Consider the following 17021-nt stretch of genomic DNA (forward strand, 5'->3'; position numbering starts at 1 on the left):
TGCCAGGCTCTCGCTGGATGGCGGTCACCATCTTGAGGCTGGCGACGGTGCGCCGAAAGGCGAGGATCAACGTCTCTGACAACGCACCTGGGGCTCGTGCCCGACGTGGTGGGGTTCGCCGTAGCTGACCCGCGGTCGGCAGTCACGGCCACGAGAGGGCACGGGCGTGACGGTGGATTGGTGTGCAACTGAGATGGGTATGGCAACATGTGGCCCTTCTCAGGCCAGGTGAGGGGCAGCGCGGGAATGGCAGAACCGGATGCACGCTGGAGCTCTGGCGACCCTCGGAAGGCGCTGGCTGCCTTCGAGCAGCTCCCGGGATTCGTCTGGGTCTTCGAGGGCCCTGACCTGAGGGTGGTGGCGGCGAATCCCGAGGTGCGTGCCGCCGTCGGCAACCGCAGCGACCTGTTCGGTGAGCCGTTCAAGCAGGCGGTGCCGGAACTTGCCGGCCAACAGATCTTCGAACTCCTCGACCAGGCATTGCACGGAATCCGCACGCAGGGCTACGAGCAGCGGATCCTCACCGACCGCGACGGGGACGGGAGTTTGGAGGAGGCGTTCTACACCTTCGACATCGCCCCGTGGCAGGACCCCGAGGGCACGATTCGAGGGGTGATCGTGCAGGCGGTCGACGCGACCGACGTGGTGGCCGCCCGGCGCGCCGCCGAGTCCGCCGCCACCACCTCCGAACGCCGCTACCAGCACGCGGCGCGCCTGATCCTCGAACTGCAACGCAGCCTGCTGCCCGAGGTCCTGCCCGTCCTGCCCCACGTTCAAGTCGCCGCCCACTACCTGGTCGCCAACAGCGACCTCGTCGCCGGCGGCGACTGGTTCGATGCCGTCCCCCTGCCCGACGGCAGCATCGCGCTGGCCGTGGGCGATGTCGTCGGACACGGCGCCCCCGCCGCTGCCGCCATGGGCCAACTACGCACCGTCGCGCTTCAAGCGCTGCAGGCCGGCAGTGGCCTGTCCCAGACCCTCGCCGTCCTCAACGAGTTCGCCGCCCACTCCAATGCCACTCGCGCGGCCACCACCTGCATCGCCGTGCTCAATCCCGACACCGGCATCATGCAGGTGGCCAGCCACGCCCATCCGCCACCGCTGCTGACCAAGGCCGGAGGTGATGCCACCTTCGTGCCCGTGGTTCCCGCCGCTCCACTCGGCACGAACTCCGGCCCCGCCACCGTTCACACCATGCGGCTCGCACCCGGCGAGCTCGTGCTGCTGTACACCGACGGCCTGATCGAACGACCGCACCGCAGCTTGGACGACGGCGCGCGCACCCTGGCCGCCGCTGCGGCTGCCGCGCTGCGCGATGCCGTCAGCGACGACACCACCCTTCCCGAGCGGCTGCCCGAGCGCCTCTGCACCCTCGTCGCCGAACGCCTCACCCTCGCCGACGGCGGTTACCGCGACGACACCACACTCCTGGCCGCGTACCTTCTGCCGGAACCCGTCCCACCCATGCACCTCACCCTGCCCGCCGATCCTGCGGCACTGCGCTCGCTGCGCCGGGAGATCACCCATTGGCTGAGCACCCTCGGCGCGGGCGAACCAGCTGTCAGCGATCTTCTCCACGCGGTGGGAGAAGCCGCCGGCAACGCCATCGAGCACGCCCACCCGGCCCACAGCAACGAGGTGTTCTCGGTGGACGCCGTCCTGGACAGCCACGGCGTCGTTCACCTCACCTGCGCCGACCGGGGGCGGTGGCGCCCCCCTGCGCCCGACCCCGGCGGACGCGGTCGGGGCCTGGCGATGATCCGCGGCCTGGTGGATCACCTGGAGGTTCAGTACGCCGAGAGCGGCACCACCGTGGGCATGCGCTACCGACTCGGATATCCGACCACCGTGGCCAGCGCCGCACATCCGGTGATCCGTCGCGTCCAGGGCCGCCCCGCCGATGAGATGACGACTCACGTCGTCGACGCACCGGCCAGCCGGACCCTTGCGGTGCGCGGCCCGGTGGACATGGCCACCTCGCCGTCGCTCCGTGCCGCGATCATGCAGGCCAGCCGAGGCGGGGGCCTTCCCCTGACCGTCGACGTCACCGCCGTCAGCCACCTCAGCAGTGCCGGCGTGCAACTCCTCCACGACCTCGCGGCGGACCTGGCGCAGCTGCGGGTCGCCGCGGCACCCGACAGCCCCGCTCATGCGGTGTTGATGCTGACCGGACTGGAACACCTGATCGTGCGTCCGACGCCGCACGAGGACGGGGCCTCGACGCTGGCCTGACCTGCGCTCGGATCGTCGCGATGCCGGCGTCCCGGGGGGCGGGAGCCCGGCGGTGGAGAGGGCAGGGGGTCAGTCGCGTTGCTGCAGCTCCTCGTTTCGTCGAAGAGCTTCTTCGAGCTGGTCCTCCAGAATGATGATCCGACAGGCGGCCTCCAGGGCCGTGCCCTGATCGACCATCTCGCGGGCCCGGGCGGCCAGGCGCAGCTGGTAGCGCGAGTAGCGGCGATGGCCGCCGGTGGAGCGCTGCGGGTCGATCAGTTTCGCCTCGTCCAGGCGTCGCAGGAACTCCTGCGAGGTGCCGAGCATCTCGGCCGCCTGGCCGATGGTGTAGGCGGGGTAGTCCTCGTCGCCGAACATGTCATCGGGGTTCTGCCCCATGTCACCTCCACGTCGAGGGCCCCGGCGCTCGCGCCGGGGCCCAGGGTTACGGGTCAGAACACCATGTGCCGACAGGAGCGTCGGCTTGTCGTATCCGCGCCCGCCAGATGTGACGGCGTCGGATGCGGGGATCGCATATGCGTGACCGGAGACCACCTCTCGTTCGATGGAAACTGCGGTGTCCGCCCGGCCTGAGATGACGGCCGAGGACGGGCGATCCAACGGTGTACGGCCCTCCCTTTCCTCTTACTTCGCTGTCCTTGCTGCGTGCTACTCGTATCGTTCCGCGCCCGTCGTGACCTCACGGCCGAGCGATCGTCCACGTCTTTGGTTCTCTGCTCTCGACGTGAAGAAGGCTACCTCGCGTCTCCGAGGATATCTAGTTCTTTGGCAATAGATTTTCTGGGCGTCAGTCGGCAGGCTCAGCACGGGATGGGGGCGACGGGATTCCACCATCGCGGCGATCAGGGCAGCCGCGCCGAAGCGCTGCCGCGCGGGGCGCCGATTTCAGAACGGCGACCCCGTCGCCGTCGATGTGCGGGACCACCTGTTCGGCGAGGTACCGCTCGTCCGGCACGATGCCGCAGATGGTCAGCGGGCGGCCGGCCGGCGCGGCGGGCGATCTCGACGGCGGTGGGGATGCCCCGTGGGAATGGATCCGGCCGAAGATGACCGGCCCGGGGCCGGCGTCACGGGCGAACGGCGAAGCCGTGGTGAGCAGCGGAGCGTGGCAGTGCTCGGCGAAGGCCGGCGCAACCAGTCGAGGTGGTTGTGCATCAGGTCGAACTGCCCACACACCGTCCAGGATGACGAGGTGACGAAGTCCAGCGTCGCGAAGAGCGTCACGTCCCCACCACGGCCCGCCCGCCCTCCGGCGAGCAGGCCGGCCACCCGCTCTCAGGGGCGGTAGTGGTGCGGGTGTCCGTCAGGCGACCGGTCCGAGCAGCGCCACCGTCACGAAGACGGCGCGTCGGCCAGGTCGGCCGGGTCGAGACGCAGGGTGGCGAGCAGCCCGACGTGCTTGGCCGGGTCCACCCGGTCCGGCAGTTCGCGCTCGACCCAGTCGGCTCGGGCCGGCTGGCCGCGTTCGCGTAGGACGGCGACGATCCGGTGCTTGGCGATCCTCATCGGTGCTCCTTTGGGACGTTGTCCGGGACGGTCGTGCTCACGGACGGCGGTGTGGACGGGCCGCTCGGATCCCACCGCCGTCCGCCGAGGCCGTGGCGAACCGGTGCCTGCGGTGGCCGGGGAATCCTGCGGCCGGGACATGGTCGGCGATCAGCCTCAGGACGAGCACGGTGTCCGAATGGGGATGACGGTCGCTCAACGCCCCGTGCGGGCTGGTGGCGACGGCATCTGGCGGCCACCGGAGACCCGGGCGACATGCCCACCGTACGCCCCGCGGCCTTGATCAGCACCATCACCGCAGTCAGAGCCGGGCAGCACCGGTAACGACAGGCTCTCCCGCACCGACGCCGATCCGCGAGCGAACTGTCGGCGGAAGCGACCCCTCCCCAGGACGGGGAGGGGCCGCTCCGGTGTGTCGGTCGCGCATCCGGGCTCAGCCGAGGGGCAGCGCGTCCACCCAGTCCTGCCAGGCCTGCTGGGTACGGGCCGGCTCCTGGTCGGCGGCGAAGACGTGGTGCCCGAGGACCAGGGCGTCGCCCCGCTCGGCGCCGGAGTGCAGGAACCGGTAGAGCGCGTCGTCGGTGCGGACCCCGAGGTAGGTCGGCAGGCCGGCGAGGTCGACGACGCCCTCGATCGGCGGCAGGCCGTCGACGGTGAGCCGGACGGGCTGCCCCTCGGTGACCGGGCCGGTGATGCCGAAGGCGCCGGTCACCGCCGCCCAGGCCCGCTCCGGGCCACCGACGGCCGGCCGGAACACCGTGACCGGGGCGCCGGCCCGGCCGGGGAAGTGCGCCAGGTAGGCCGCAAGCGTCCCCAGGTACATGTCCCAACCGACCTTCATCGCCTCGTACTCGGTCTCCCAGTTGTCGCCGAGGACGCCGCTCTGGACCATCCGCAGCACGGTGCCGCCCTGGTCACGGCCCTCGATGAGGTACTCGATGGCCATGAAGGAGCCGTCCGGGCCGGTCTCGCTGCGCTGGGCGAGCCGCTTGCCGGGCTCCCACCCGGTGACCGTCGCCTCGTCGACCTGGCCGGCCATCGTCAGCCGGGCCCGTCCGCCCTCGCGCGGCTCCACCTCGCTGCGCCCCATGAACCAGGAGTCGATGCCCGGTCCGGTGGCGATCGCCTCCCACACCTGCTCGGGGGTGGCGGCCAGCTCGACGTCCTTGTGCAGCTCGAAGTGGTGTCCCATGGTGGTGTCCTTCCGGTGTCTGTGGTCTGGTCGTGGTCTGATCGGGTCGCCGGCGGTACGGGACGACCGCCGGCAGGGGGCCACCGCGCGGGGCGGCGCGTTGTGCGGGTCAGCGGACAACTGCGGGCCGGCGCAGCATCGGCAGCAGCGCGGCGGCCACCACGAGGTGCAGCAGGCAGAGCATGATCCGGGTGTCCACGGTGGCCTGTTCGATGAAGATCGGGACGAAGGAGGCCGCCAGCACCAGCCCGGCCAGCCCGCTCCACACCACCCGGGCGTGCCGGGTGAAGCGCTCCAGCAGCGCGAGGGTGCCCCAACCGAGCAGCGCGAAGAGCAGGCTGAAGACGGCGATCTCCGGCAGGATCAGCTGGTGCGCCTCGGTGGCGCCGGGGTCGGTGAGCCGGAAGTCGGTGCCGGCCGCACGGGCGACCAGGTAGAGCAGGCTGTTCGCCGCCACGGCGGCGCCCACGGACCAGGCGCGCTGCCGGCGGTGCCGGGAGGTGACGCCCAGCGGCGCGGTCCGGACGATGTTCGGGCTGTTCACGGCGGTCATCTCAGGACTCCTCGGACTCGGTGCCGGTGGTGGGGTTGACGCTGGGGTGCAGGGCGAGGATCACCCGGTGCTCGCGGCCGCCCGGGGCCCGCTCGTCGTGGTAGCGACCGACCAGGGCGGCGACCGTGGACGCCAACTCCTCGGCGAATGCCGCCCGGTCCCGCGCCGAGGCGAACCGGACGGTGGCGTCGACGGCGAAGGTCGCCACCGGCTTCCTCGCCCGGTCGGCGCCGGTGATGAGCGCGCCGACGTCCTGCACGAGCCGGGCGGCGACGGCGAGCAGCCAGCGCGCCGAGAGCCGGTCGGGCGACGACGACGGATCGGGCCGTACGGCGGCGAGGGCGGCGGGCGAGATCACGTACGACGCCGCGGTGGCCCGCATGACCCGCTCGGTGACGTTGCCCTTGCGGCGCTCCTCCACCAGCTCGATCAGGCCGTGCTGCTCCAGGGCCCGGAGGTGGTAGTTGACCTTCTGCCGGGGCAGGCCGACGCGGGCGGCGAGCATCGTGGCCGAGGCGGGTTCGGCGAGAGCGGCCAGCAGCCGGGCTCGCATCGGGTCCAGCGACGCCTCGGCCGCCGCCGGATCCTCGATCACTGCGATGTCGAACATGCCTTGACTCTCGCACCGACAACTTTTCTTGTCAAGACAAATCTAACTTTCGGTTTCCCTTGGAGCAGGGTCGAATCAGGCGCCCCTTGTAATGAGAAAAGTTATGGTTCGCGGGTGTACGACCGAAAGGCCACAGTCGCGGCGCTCAAGGCCGATCCGGCCACCGCCGTCCTGCGCCGGTCCCTCGATCTCGCCTACGGCGACCCCGCCCGGGCGGCGGCCATGGACGCGTTCTACGCCCCGTTCGTCCGGGCCGGCGACCTGGTCCTCGACGTCGGGGCACACGTCGGCGACCGGGTCCGCAGCTTCCGTCGGCTGGGCGGGCGGGTCGTGGCCCTGGAACCGCAACCGCTCTGCGCCCGCGCGCTGCGCGCCCTCTACGCCGGCGACGACCGGGTGACCGTGGTCGAGGCGGCCTGTGGCGCGCGAGTCGGCGTGGTGCGGCTGCACGTGAACTCCGCCAACCCCACGGTCTCCACCGCCTCGGCGCACTTCCTCCGCGCGGCCGAGGGCGCCGGCGGGTGGGAGGACGAAACCTGGGACGTCGACCTCGCCGTCACCTCGGTCACCCTCGACTCGCTGATCGAGGAGTACGGCGTACCGGCCTTCACCAAGATCGATGTCGAGGGCTTCGAGGACGAGGTGCTGGCCGGGCTCGGCCGTACCCTGCCCGCGCTCTCCTTCGAGTTCACCACCATCGAGCGCACCGCGGCCCGGCGCTGCCTCGACCGGGCCGTCGCCCTCGGATTCCACCGCTTCACCGTCGCGCTCGGTGACGAGATGCGCTTCGACCTCCCGGGCTGGTCGTCGGCCGCGCGCGTGGCGGCGTACCTGGCCGCGCTGCCCCACGAGGTCAACTCGGGCGACGTCTACTGCCGGCCGTGACCGGCGGGGCGGCACGCCGGGGAAACGGATTCCGCGTGGTCGCCGCGCCTGCGGCTGCGTTAAGATGCGACCGCAAGGCGCAGATGGGGACGAGTACCGCAGCACGCAGCCAGGAGCGACCCGGGGGCGGTGGAAGCCCGGGGGTGTTGCGCGGCGGGAAGATCACCCCGGAGCCGTCGGAGGAAAGGCCCGAGGCCGAGTAGAACCGACCGCACCTGAAACGAGAGGGCCGTACGCGGCCAAGGAGGGTGGTACCGCGGGGCCGCTGGCCTCGTCCCTCCGCCGGAGCAACCGCACATGCATCCGACGGAGGAGCGATGTACCGCAGCGTACCGACCCAGGTCGATCTACCCGGGCTCGAGCACGACGTCCTGCACTTCTGGCACGCCAACAGCATCTTCGCGCGCAGCCTGGAGCAGTCCCAGGGCCGCCCGGAGTGGGTCTTCTACGAGGGGCCGCCAACCGCCAACGGCATGCCCGGCGCCCACCACATCGAGGCGCGCGTCTTCAAGGACGTCTTCCCGCGCTACAAGACGATGAAGGGCTTCCACGTCGCCCGGAAGGCCGGCTGGGACTGCCACGGCCTGCCGGTGGAGCTCGCCGTCGAGAAGGAACTCGGCTTCTCCGGCAAGCAGGACATCGAGAAGTTCGGCATCGCGGAGTTCAACGCCCGCTGCCGCGAGTCGGTCACCCGGCACACCGACGCGTTCGCCCGGCTCACCGAGCGGATGGGCTACTGGGTCGACATGGACGACGCCTACCGGACCATGGACCCGGAGTACATCGAGTCCGTCTGGTGGTCGCTCAAGCAGATCTTCGACAAGGGCCTGCTGGTCGAGGACTTCCGGGTCACGCCGTGGTGCCCGCGGGACGAGACCGGCCTCTCCGACCACGAGGTGGCCCAGGGGTACGAGACGGTCGTCGACCCGTCGGTATACGTCCGGTTCCCGCTCACCTCCGGCCCGCTGGCCGACCGCGCCTCCCTGCTGGTCTGGACCACCACCCCGTGGACCCTGCCGTCGAACGTCGCGGTCGCCGTCCACCCGGATGTGACGTACGTGGTGGCCACCGACGGCAACGAGCAGCTGGTCGTGGCGGAGCCGCTGCTGGCCCAGGCGCTCGGCGAGGGCTGGGACCTCACCGGCGAGACGTTCACCGGCAAGGAGCTGGAGCGCTGGAGCTACCGCGCCCCGTTCGACCTGGTCGAGATCGACGACGCGCACATCGTGATCCTCGCGCCGTTCGTCACCACCGACACCGGCTCCGGCCTGGTCCACCAGGCGCCCGCCTTCGGCGCGGACGACCTGGCCAGCTGCCGGGCGTACGGGCTGCCGATGGTGAACCCGGTGCAGACCAACGGTCGGTTCGCCCCGGAGGTCCCGCTGGTCGGCGGGCTGTTCTTCAAGGACGCCGACCGGCCGCTCGTCGAGGACCTCGCCGCCCGTGGGCTGCTCTTCCGCAACGTCCCGTACGAGCACAGCTACCCGCACTGCTGGCGCTGCCACACCGCGCTGATCTACTACGCCCAGCCCTCCTGGTACGTGCGGACCACCGCCGTCCGCGACGCCCTGCTGCGCGAAAACGAGCGCACCACCTGGCACCCGGCCACCGTCAAGCACGGCCGGTACGGCGACTGGCTCAACAACAACGTCGACTGGGCGCTGTCCCGGCGGCGCTACTGGGGCACCCCCCTGCCGATCTGGCGCTGCCCGAACGAGCACCTGACCTGCGTCGGCTCGCTGGCCGAGCTGAGCGAGCTGACCGGCTCCGACGTGACCGGGCTCGACCCGCACCGGCCGTTCATCGACGACGTGACCTTCGCCTGCCACTGCGGCGCCGAGGCCCGCCGGGTGCCCGAGGTGATCGACGCCTGGTACGACTCGGGTTCCATGCCGTTCGCCCAGTTCGGCTACCCGTACCGCAACCAAGAGCTGTTCGTCGAGCGCTACCCCGCCCAGTTCATCTCCGAGGCGATCGACCAGACCCGGGGCTGGTTCTACACCCTGATGGCGATCGGCACGCTGGTGTTCGACCGGTCGTCGTACGAGAACGTGGTCTGCCTCGGCCACATCCTGGCCGAGGACGGCCGGAAGATGTCCAAGCACCTCGGCAACATCCTGGAGCCGATCCCGCTGATGGACCAGCACGGCGCGGACGCGGTGCGCTGGTTCATGGCCGCCGTCGGCTCCCCCTGGTCGGCCCGGCGGGTCGGGCACACCGCGCTCCAGGAGGTGGTCCGCAAGATCCTGCTGACCTACTGGAACACGGTCGCCTTCCAGACCCTGTACGGCCGGACCGCCGGTTGGACCCCGTCGGCCGAGGACCCGGCGCCGGCCGACCGGCCGGTGCTCGACCGGTGGGTGCTCTCCGAGCTGAACACGCTGGTGCAGCAGGTCGACGCCGCGATGGCCGGGTTCGACACGCACCAGGCGGGCCGGCTGCTCGCCGCCTTCATCGACGACCTGTCCAACTGGTACGTCCGGCGCAGCCGGCGGCGGTTCTGGCGGGGCGACCGGGCGGCCCTGGCCACCCTGCACGAGGCCCTGCACACCGTCACCCTGCTGCTCGCCCCGCTCACCCCGTTCATCACCGAGCGGGTCTGGCAGGACATGGTCGTGCTGGTGACCCCGGGCGCGCCGCAGTCGGTGCACCTGGCCACGTACCCGGTCGCCGACGAGTCGCTGATCGACCCGGCGCTGTCCCGGCAGATGGCGGTCGCCCGCCGGCTGGTCGAGCTGGGCCGGGCGGCCCGGGCCGACTCGGGGATGAAGGTCCGCCAGCCGCTCGCCCGCGCGCTGGCCTCGGCCAACGGCTTCGAGGAGCTGCCCGCGGACCTGCTGGCCGAGATCGCCGCCGAGCTGAACGTCGGCTCGGTCACCTCGGTCGGCGCGGCCGGCGGCTCGCTGGTGGACACCACCGCCAAGGCCAACTTCCGTACCCTCGGCAAGCGGTTCGGCAAGGCGGTGCAGCAGGTGGCCGCGGCCATCGCCGCGACGGACGCCGCCGCCCTCAAGGACTCCCTGCGGGAGTCCGGGTCCGCGACCGTGCTGGTGGGCGACGAGGCCGTCACCCTCGGCCCGGACGAGGTGGTGGTCGTCGAGACGCCCCGGGAGGGCTGGGCGGTCACCAGCGACGCCGGCGCCACCCTGGCGCTGGACCTGCACCTCACCCCCGAGCTGCGCCGGGCCGGCGTGGCCCGGGACGCCATCCGGCAGATCCAGGAAGCCCGCAAGAGCAGCGGCCTCGAGGTGACCGACCGGATCGTGCTGCGCTACCGGGCGAGCCGGGAGGAGACCGCGCTGGCCCTCGCCGAGCACCGGGAACTGGTGGCCGAGGAGGTGCTGGCGGCGGACTGCGCCGACGGGGAGCCGTCGTGGGCCGACCCGGAGCCGTTCACCGACGAGTCGCTCGGCCTGACGTTCTGGATCCGCCGGGCCTGACGTGCCGATGGCGCCCCGGCCCCGTGCGGGCCGGGGCGCCACGCACAGCCAGCGGTCCGCGACCAGGCGCGCTACGCTCGGCCAACGGGCCTGTGCGCCCGAGCGGGCGGCCACCCCGATACGGCCGCCGCGATCACCTCGGAAGGCGTGTGTCACGTGACCGAACCGCCTTTCCCCCGGGCCCCGCTCACGGTGGCGGCGCGCTGATGCCGGGTCACGTCGTCCCGGCGTCGGACCCGTTCGTCCACACCGCGCTGATCGTCGACTCGGACGACACTGTGCGGACCCGGCTGATCCCGTACCTGCGTCGCTCGCTCGACGCCCAGGAGCGGGTGCTCCTCGTCGTCGGCGGGCAGGTCGAGAGGCTGGTCCGGGCGAGCCTAGGGGCGCTGGCGGACCGGCTGGAGTGGGGCGGGCACGACACCTTCGGGGTGCGGCTGGGCCTGGCGTACGAGGGGCTTCGCCGGTATCTCGCCGCACAGCACGCCAGCGGCAACCCGGTCCACGTGATCACGGAACCCGACGTGGTCACCGACGCCCACCCCGGCTCCCCCGACCGGGCCGCCGCGCACCTGTCGTACGAGTCGGCCTGCGCGGACGCGTACGCCGGGTACGACTGCCCGGTCACCTGTCTGTGGGACAGCCGCCGGCACCCGACGCTCGTCATCGAGGGTGTCCGGAGCCTGCACAGCCACGAACTCACCGAGACCGGTCGGGTGCCGAACGCCGCCTTCCTCGCCACCACGGACTACCTCGCGGTGCGCGCCGAGGTGCCGTTGGAGCCGACCCCGCCGGTGGTGGAGCTCGACGTCGGCCTCACCAGCCTCGACGAGCTCGCCCCGCTCCGCGGGGTGCTGCGCGCCTGGGCGCACGAGCGGTCGTTCGACGTCGAGGCGATCGGGGATCTCGTCGTCGCCGTCACCGAGGTCGCCACGAACGCCCTCGTCCATGGCGCACTTCCGGTCCGGCTGCGCTGCTGGAGTCACCGGGACACCCTGATCGCGCAGGTCGACGACGCCGGTGGCCGGCGGATCCCACCGGCGGCCGGCTACCGCCACCCGGACCGGGCCGGGAAGGCGGGCGGTCGGGGTCTCTGGCTGGCCCGCCAGCTCGCCGACGTGGTCACCACACACACCGACCGGAGCCGCACCAGCGTACGGCTGTATTTCCCGCCCGCGACCACCCACCGCGGACCCACCGCCTGACCCGGGCGGCCCCGCTCAGCTGGGCAGTTCCCGCCAGCCCGGATTACCTCCGCGCCAGGCCCCGGCGAGGATGCTCGCCGCGCTACGGCTCGGGCACTCCTGCACCTTCGACCGGCCGTAGGTGCCGCCGATCTGGGCCTGCACCTCCCAGCGCCGCCCATCGGTGCGGATGTACACGTCGCGTCGCCCTCGGGACGACGCGTCCCCGTTCCACCAGTGTTCCTCGACGATCACAGGCCGACGGTATCTCAACTGACCCCAGGTCGACACCGCCCGGTAGCCCAGACCAGCGCCGTCCGCCGGCCAATCACGCTCAGTAGCCGGACCGCTTCCGGCGCTGCGGCCACTCCGAGTGACCAGGGTCACCGTTCGGCGCGCCCCTACCGCTCCCGCCAGCCGTGCCGGGGTTCGTAGCCCAGCACCCGGCGGGCCTTGTCGATGGAGAGCAGCGTGGCATTGCCGGACAGCTCCCCGCGGACCGGGACGTCGGGGAAGACCTCGGCGACCAACTCGGCGGTGGGCCGGCTCATCACGGTGTCGGCGTTGGCGATGACGAAGACGTCCATCCCGGTGGCCCGGTGCTCCAGCGCCCGGCGCACGGCCTGCGCCCCGTCCCGGGCGTCGATGTAGCCCCACAGGTTCCACATCCGCAACCGGGGGTCGGCGTCGTAGCCGGGAAAGGCCGCGTAGTCGTCGGGCTCCATCACGTTGGAGAAGCGCAGCCCGATCGCCTTGAGCTCGGGGTCCCAGCGGCAGAACTGGGCCACCATCTGCTCTTCCAGGTGCTTGGCCAGCGCGTACGAGGTCTCCGGCCGGGCCGGGTACTCCTCGTCCACCGGCAGGTACGGCGGCGGCGTGTCGAAGGGCAGGCCCAGCAGCGTCTCGCTGGACGCCCACACCACGTTGCGGATGCCGGCCGCCCTGGCCGCCGCGAAGACGTGGTACGTCGCGGTGATGTTGTGGGTGAAGGTGGCCGCGTTCCCGGTGACCCCCGGCCCCGGGATGGCGGCCAGGTGCACCACCGCGTCGAGCCCGGAGTACCGGCTGTCGATCCCGGTGAACGCCTCCCGCACCTGCCCGTAGTCGCCCAGGTCGATCCGGGTGAACGGGCAGCGCGGCTCGGTGGACGGCACCTGGTCGAGGTTCACCACCTCGTACCCCTGGTCGACCAGCTCGCCGACGACGGCCCGGCCGAGCTTGCCGCTGCCTCCGGTGACCGCGACGCGGGTCATGGGCGTACCTCCTTCATCGGGGCTGCTCCGTCCCTTACCCGATGGCCACGCCGCGCACCCGGGCCCGCCGGGAGAAGTCGATCACTCGTCGAACGACGACCGGTTCTCCAGCTTCCTGCGCTTCTTCTCCAGCTTGCGCAGCCGGGCCTCCCGGTCGGAGGGCCGTCGCTCGATCGACACCCCACCCCAGAACGCCAGCCCGCCGACGGTGACGGTCGGGGCGCCCGGAGCGCCGGCACCGGCCGCGGCGTGGTCGAAGCCGCCCATGATGCCCAGCCCCGTCACGTGCACCGTGGCGTCCTCCGGCACCCAGATCTCGATGCCGCCCATGATCGCGATCGCCCGGATGTGCACCCCGCCCGCGACGAAGACCGCATCCCGGAGGTCCACCAGCCCACCGCCCCAGAACGCGACGCAGCCGAACTCCCGCCCCACGCTCCACCGGCCGGTGCGCTCGAAGCGGCTCATCACCGCCACGCCGCCGGTCGAGACCGGGGCCAGGCCGTCGTGCGACGCCACCATCGGCACCGGGACCGGCGGCGCCCCGACCGCCGGCAGGTCGTACGTCAGGGGCTCCAGCTCGGCGTACGTCCGGGCGGCGTAGAGCCGGGCCAGCCGCTCGTCCAGCTCGTGCAGGTCCAACCGGCCCTCCCCGGCGGCCTCGCGCAGCACCGCCGCGACCCGCTCCCGGTCCGCGTTGGAGGCGCGCAGCCGCGACGGGTGCAGCGGTTCGGGAAGCAGCTCGCTCACATGGACGAGCGTAGAACAATCACGCACCGCCGGGACCCCCTGTTCGAGCCGGTCGCGGCTCCGGACGTCCGGTCCGACCCGGCACGGGTCCTGCTGCCGGTGACCGGGCCGCCGGCGAGGTGCCCGAGCTGGTCCTCCTGGTCGCCACGGAGCTGGCCACCAACGCGCTGAAGCACGGCCGGCCGCCCACCATCGTCCGGCTGATGAGCGACGACGACCGGTTCGTCCTGGACGTCGCCGACCACGACCTGAGCACCATCCCGGAGCTGGCCCACACCCGCCCGCTCGGCGCCGGCGGCCGGGGACTCCAGATCGCCATGGCGGTCTCCCTCGACGTGGGCTGGTACGCCAGCGAGTGCACCAAGAACATCTGGGCCGCCTTCCCCCGGCGCTGACCGCCCCACCCACCCGCCGCCCTTCCGGCCCGGCTGGTGGCCGAACCGCCCGCGAAGGCCGGAGACGGAGGCGAGATGAGCGAGCGGGAAGCGCTACGCGGGCTGCTGAACCGAGCCCACCACGCCCGCCCGGAGGACCTGCCCCTGCTGGCCCGGCAGGCGGCGGTCGAGCTCGGCGCCACCGACGTGGTCCTCTACCTGGTCGACCACGAGCAGCGGGAACTGCTGCCGATGCGGGACGACGAGACGCCCGAGCGGGACGTGATCGCCGTGGATGGCACGCTCGCCGGCCGGGCGTACGGGTTGATGCGGCCCTTCCCGGCCGAGGGCGAGCCGGGCGCGGCCCGGCTCTGGGTGCCGCTCCTCGACGGCCTGGAGCGGATGGGCGTCGTCGAAGTGATCTCCGCGGAGCCGGTGGCGGAGGAGCACTACTCCAGGTTCGAGACGGCCGCGTCGCTCCTCGCCGAGCTCGTCGTCACCCGGGCGCTCTACAGCGACAGCGTCGAACGGGTCCGCCGGCGGGCGCCGATGCGGCTGGCCGCCGAGATGCTCCGCGCCCAGTTGCCGCCGCTGACCTTCTCCACCGGCCGGATGACCATCAGCGGAGTGCTGGAGCCCAGCTACGACGTCGGCGGCGACGCCTTCGACTACGCGGTCAACGGGGACACCGCCCACCTCGCGCTCTTCGACGCGGTCGGGCACGGCTCGCAGGGCGGCATGCGGGCGGTGATGCTGGCCAGCCTGGCGCTGGCCGCGTACCGCAACGCCCGTCGGAGCGGCATGGACCTGGCCGCCACCTACCACCACATCGACACCACCGTGCGCGGGCACGACCGGCGGGGCATGATCACCGGCGTGCTGGCCGAGCTCGACCAGCGCACCGGCCGGCTGCGGGTGATCTCCGCCGGGCACCCGAGCGGGCTGGTGCTGCGCCGGGGAAAGGTCGCCAGTGTGCTGCCCACCCCCACGGCGCTGCCGGTCACCCTCGGCGACTTGCGGGCCCCGGTGGTGATCGAGGAGGCGCTGGAGCCCGGTGACGACGTGCTCTTCTACACCGACGGGATCATCGAGGCGCGCTCCGTCGAGGGCGAGCCGTTCGGCGTCGACCGGCTGATCGACTTCACCGTGAAGGCGCTCGCCGACGACCTGCCGCTGCCGGAGACCGCCCGGCGCCTGGTGCACGCCATCCTCGCGTACCAGGACGACAAGCTGCGCGACGACGCGACCGTGCTGCTGGTCCGCTGGCAGGGCCCGCCGGACTGAGCCTCAGCGCCCCTGGCTGGTCGCCTGCGCCGGGGTGTCACTCCAGACGGCCTTCGCGCCGGACTCGCCGACCCGGTACACCTGCACCAGGTTGGCCACCCCGATCAGCACGGCCAGCACCGCGACCACCACACCCAGCGCGCCCGGCCGGGACGACCCGGGCTCGCCGGTCGGGCGGGCGGCCCGCCGGTGCAGCCAGAACAGGGCGACCGCGACGGCCAGCAGCGGCAGGGCGAACCAGAGCACCGTGTCGCCGAGTTCGGCGTGCCGGCCCGGGTCGCCGACCCGGCGCTCCAGGCTCTCACCGCTCTCGGTGGCCAGCGGGATCGCCGCGGTGGCCAGCGCCGCCGCCAGCACCACGAGGAGACCGAAGCGTCCCCGCCAGGACGGCCGGACGGCGAGGGCGATCACGCCGAGCGCGGCCAGGGGCAGCAGTACGACCACGGCGTGGACCACGAGCGGGTGCACGGGCAGGCCGTTGACGGTGTCGGGCACGTTCTCTCCTCGGTGTCGGTCCTTCTCCGCGGCCACCGTGCCCACCGTTCCTTGCGAATTTCTTGCGCCTCCCTCAGGCGGACGGCAGCACCAGCGTGAACGTCGCGCCCTCGCCCGGCGCCCCGGCCACCTCGACCGATCCGTGGTGCGCCCGCGCGACGTGCTGCACCAACGCGAGGCCCAGCCCGAAGCGGCGGCCGGCACCGGAGCGCCCGTGCGCGAAACGGTCGAAGAGCCGGTCCGTGTCGGCCGGGTCCAGCCCCACCCCGTCGTCGGCCACCTCGGCCCGCACCCGGCCGCCCTCGGCGCGCACGCTGACCCGTACGTGGCCGCCGGCGGGGACGTGGCCGACCGCGTTGTCCACCAGGGCGGTCACCGCCCGTCGCAGCGCGGTACGCGTCCCACGCACCTCGGCCGGCCCGTCGACGGCCAGCACCAGCTCGACCTGCCGCCCCCGCGTGTACAGGGACATGCTGGTCACCACCTCGCGGGCGATCCCGGCCAGGTCCACCACGGTCTCCGGGAGCGGCTGGTGCTCGGCCGCCGCCGAGACGAGCAGATCCTCCACCACCTCGCCGAGGGCCCGGGTCTCGGTCACCAGCTGGTCCAGCTGGTCGGTGAGCCGCCCCGCCGGCTCGGTACGCCCCTTCCGGGCCAGCAGCTGCGCCCGGGTGTGCAGCACGGTCAGCGGGGTGCGCAGCTCGTGCGAGGCGTCGGCGACGAAGCGGCGCTGCAGGGTCAGCGCGGCGGCCAGCGGGGCCACCGCCCGACGGGCCAGCAACGCGGCCGCCACCAGCGCGCCGGCCAGCCCGGCCAGCTCGGTCAGGAGCAGCACGCCGACCAGCTGGTCGCGTTCCCGGCGCAGCGGTCGCAGATCGGCGGCCACGGCCCATCGGCTGCCGTCGGGGTGCCGCCCGACGAGCACCCGGACCGGCCGGTCGTCACCCGCCGTGGCGTCGAACCGGCCGGGCGGCCGGCCCAGTGCCGGCACGAGCACCGCGGCCAGGGCCCCGGGGGCGCCCGGGGTCAGCTCGGTGCCGCCGCCCGGCCGTTCCCGGGCCAGATACTGGCCGGGCGGCGGGTCGTCGACGTCCTCCGCCGCGACGAGGACCTGGCCCAGCTCGTCGTCGAGGGCCTGGGACTGCTGACGGCTGGTCAGCACGAACATCAACGCGCCGACCAGCAGCAGGACGACGCCGATCGCGCCGGCGGTCTGGGCGACGCTGCGCCGGCGGGCCCGGATCAGCCGCGTCTCGTCCACCG

16 protein-coding genes are annotated in these 17021 nt (G+C 72.7%); 6 read left to right on the forward strand and 10 right to left on the reverse strand.

Annotation, left to right across the window (positions count from 1 at the left end):
• Positions 1 to 246: 246 nt before the first annotated feature.
• Positions 247 to 2232 (forward strand): SpoIIE family protein phosphatase, encoded by a 1986-nt coding sequence (locus V6U81_RS13230; RefSeq protein ID WP_334488679.1) that lies wholly within the window; start codon positions 247 to 249, stop codon positions 2230 to 2232.
• 69 nt (positions 2233 to 2301) lie between these two features.
• Here V6U81_RS13230 and V6U81_RS13235 read toward each other — a convergent pair whose 3' ends face one another.
• From V6U81_RS13235 to V6U81_RS13255, 5 genes are all read right to left on the reverse strand, one after another.
• Complete coding sequence (locus V6U81_RS13235; RefSeq protein WP_334488682.1) at positions 2302 to 2610, reverse strand: MerR family transcriptional regulator; 309 nt, start codon at positions 2608 to 2610, stop codon at positions 2302 to 2304.
• A gap of 954 nt (positions 2611 to 3564) precedes the next feature.
• Positions 3565 to 3738, reverse strand: coding sequence for a hypothetical protein (locus tag V6U81_RS13240; protein WP_334488684.1), 174 nt, complete (start codon positions 3736 to 3738; stop codon positions 3565 to 3567).
• Between the two features lie 433 nt (positions 3739 to 4171).
• The gene (locus tag V6U81_RS13245; RefSeq protein ID WP_334488687.1) at positions 4172 to 4930 is read right to left on the reverse strand and encodes an SRPBCC family protein; all 759 of its coding nucleotides are present in this window, start codon (positions 4928 to 4930) and stop codon (positions 4172 to 4174) included.
• Between the two features lie 109 nt (positions 4931 to 5039).
• Positions 5040 to 5483 (reverse strand): DUF6069 family protein, encoded by a 444-nt coding sequence (locus tag V6U81_RS13250; protein ID WP_334488690.1) that lies wholly within the window; start codon positions 5481 to 5483, stop codon positions 5040 to 5042.
• Between the two features lies 1 nt (position 5484).
• On the reverse strand, positions 5485 to 6093 hold the full coding sequence (locus V6U81_RS13255) for an ArsR/SmtB family transcription factor (RefSeq protein WP_334488692.1): 609 nt from the start codon (positions 6091 to 6093) through the stop codon (positions 5485 to 5487).
• A gap of 114 nt (positions 6094 to 6207) precedes the next feature.
• Between V6U81_RS13255 and V6U81_RS13260 the strand changes: the two genes are divergently transcribed.
• The 3 genes from V6U81_RS13260 (at position 6208) to V6U81_RS13270 (ending at position 11623) form a co-directional block, all read left to right on the forward strand.
• Complete coding sequence (locus V6U81_RS13260; RefSeq protein ID WP_334488695.1) at positions 6208 to 6978, forward strand: FkbM family methyltransferase; 771 nt, start codon at positions 6208 to 6210, stop codon at positions 6976 to 6978.
• Positions 6979 to 7295: 317 nt separating this feature from the next.
• Positions 7296 to 10418, forward strand: a complete 3123-nt coding sequence (gene ileS, locus V6U81_RS13265; RefSeq protein ID WP_334488697.1) for an isoleucine--tRNA ligase — start codon at positions 7296 to 7298, stop codon at positions 10416 to 10418.
• Positions 10419 to 10624: 206 nt separating this feature from the next.
• Entirely contained in the window at positions 10625 to 11623 is a 999-nt protein-coding gene (locus tag V6U81_RS13270) for an ATP-binding protein (protein WP_334488699.1), read from the forward strand.
• A gap of 15 nt (positions 11624 to 11638) precedes the next feature.
• Here V6U81_RS13270 and V6U81_RS13275 read toward each other — a convergent pair whose 3' ends face one another.
• From V6U81_RS13275 to V6U81_RS13285, 3 genes are all read right to left on the reverse strand, one after another.
• Positions 11639 to 11857 carry a hypothetical protein gene (locus V6U81_RS13275; RefSeq protein WP_334488702.1) on the reverse strand — a complete coding sequence of 73 codons (219 nt, stop codon included), beginning with the start codon at positions 11855 to 11857 and terminating at the stop codon, positions 11639 to 11641.
• 146 nt (positions 11858 to 12003) lie between these two features.
• Entirely contained in the window at positions 12004 to 12855 is an 852-nt protein-coding gene (locus V6U81_RS13280) for an NAD-dependent epimerase/dehydratase family protein (protein ID WP_334488704.1), read from the reverse strand.
• Positions 12856 to 12936: 81 nt separating this feature from the next.
• Positions 12937 to 13605, reverse strand: a complete 669-nt coding sequence (locus tag V6U81_RS13285) for a DUF1707 SHOCT-like domain-containing protein (protein WP_420884017.1) — start codon at positions 13603 to 13605, stop codon at positions 12937 to 12939.
• Between the two features lie 119 nt (positions 13606 to 13724).
• On the opposite strand from V6U81_RS13285, the gene V6U81_RS13290 reads away from it, so the two are divergent.
• Complete coding sequence (locus tag V6U81_RS13290) at positions 13725 to 14000, forward strand: ATP-binding protein (RefSeq protein WP_334488708.1); 276 nt, start codon at positions 13725 to 13727, stop codon at positions 13998 to 14000.
• Between the two features lie 75 nt (positions 14001 to 14075).
• Complete coding sequence (locus V6U81_RS13295; protein ID WP_334488710.1) at positions 14076 to 15263, forward strand: PP2C family protein-serine/threonine phosphatase; 1188 nt, start codon at positions 14076 to 14078, stop codon at positions 15261 to 15263.
• 3 nt (positions 15264 to 15266) lie between these two features.
• On the opposite strand, the gene V6U81_RS13300 is transcribed toward V6U81_RS13295, so the two are convergent.
• Together V6U81_RS13300 and V6U81_RS13305 are read right to left on the reverse strand one after the other, a co-directional pair.
• Positions 15267 to 15758 carry a DUF2231 domain-containing protein gene (locus V6U81_RS13300; protein ID WP_334488713.1) on the reverse strand — a complete coding sequence of 164 codons (492 nt, stop codon included), beginning with the start codon at positions 15756 to 15758 and terminating at the stop codon, positions 15267 to 15269.
• Positions 15759 to 15831: 73 nt separating this feature from the next.
• On the reverse strand, positions 15832 to 17019 hold the full coding sequence (locus V6U81_RS13305; protein WP_334488716.1) for a sensor histidine kinase: 1188 nt from the start codon (positions 17017 to 17019) through the stop codon (positions 15832 to 15834).
• Positions 17020 to 17021 lie beyond the last annotated feature (2 nt).

Origin of the sequence: Micromonospora lacuserhaii, from assembly GCF_036902735.1 — a bacterium.
GTDB lineage: Bacteria > Actinomycetota > Actinomycetes > Mycobacteriales > Micromonosporaceae > Micromonospora.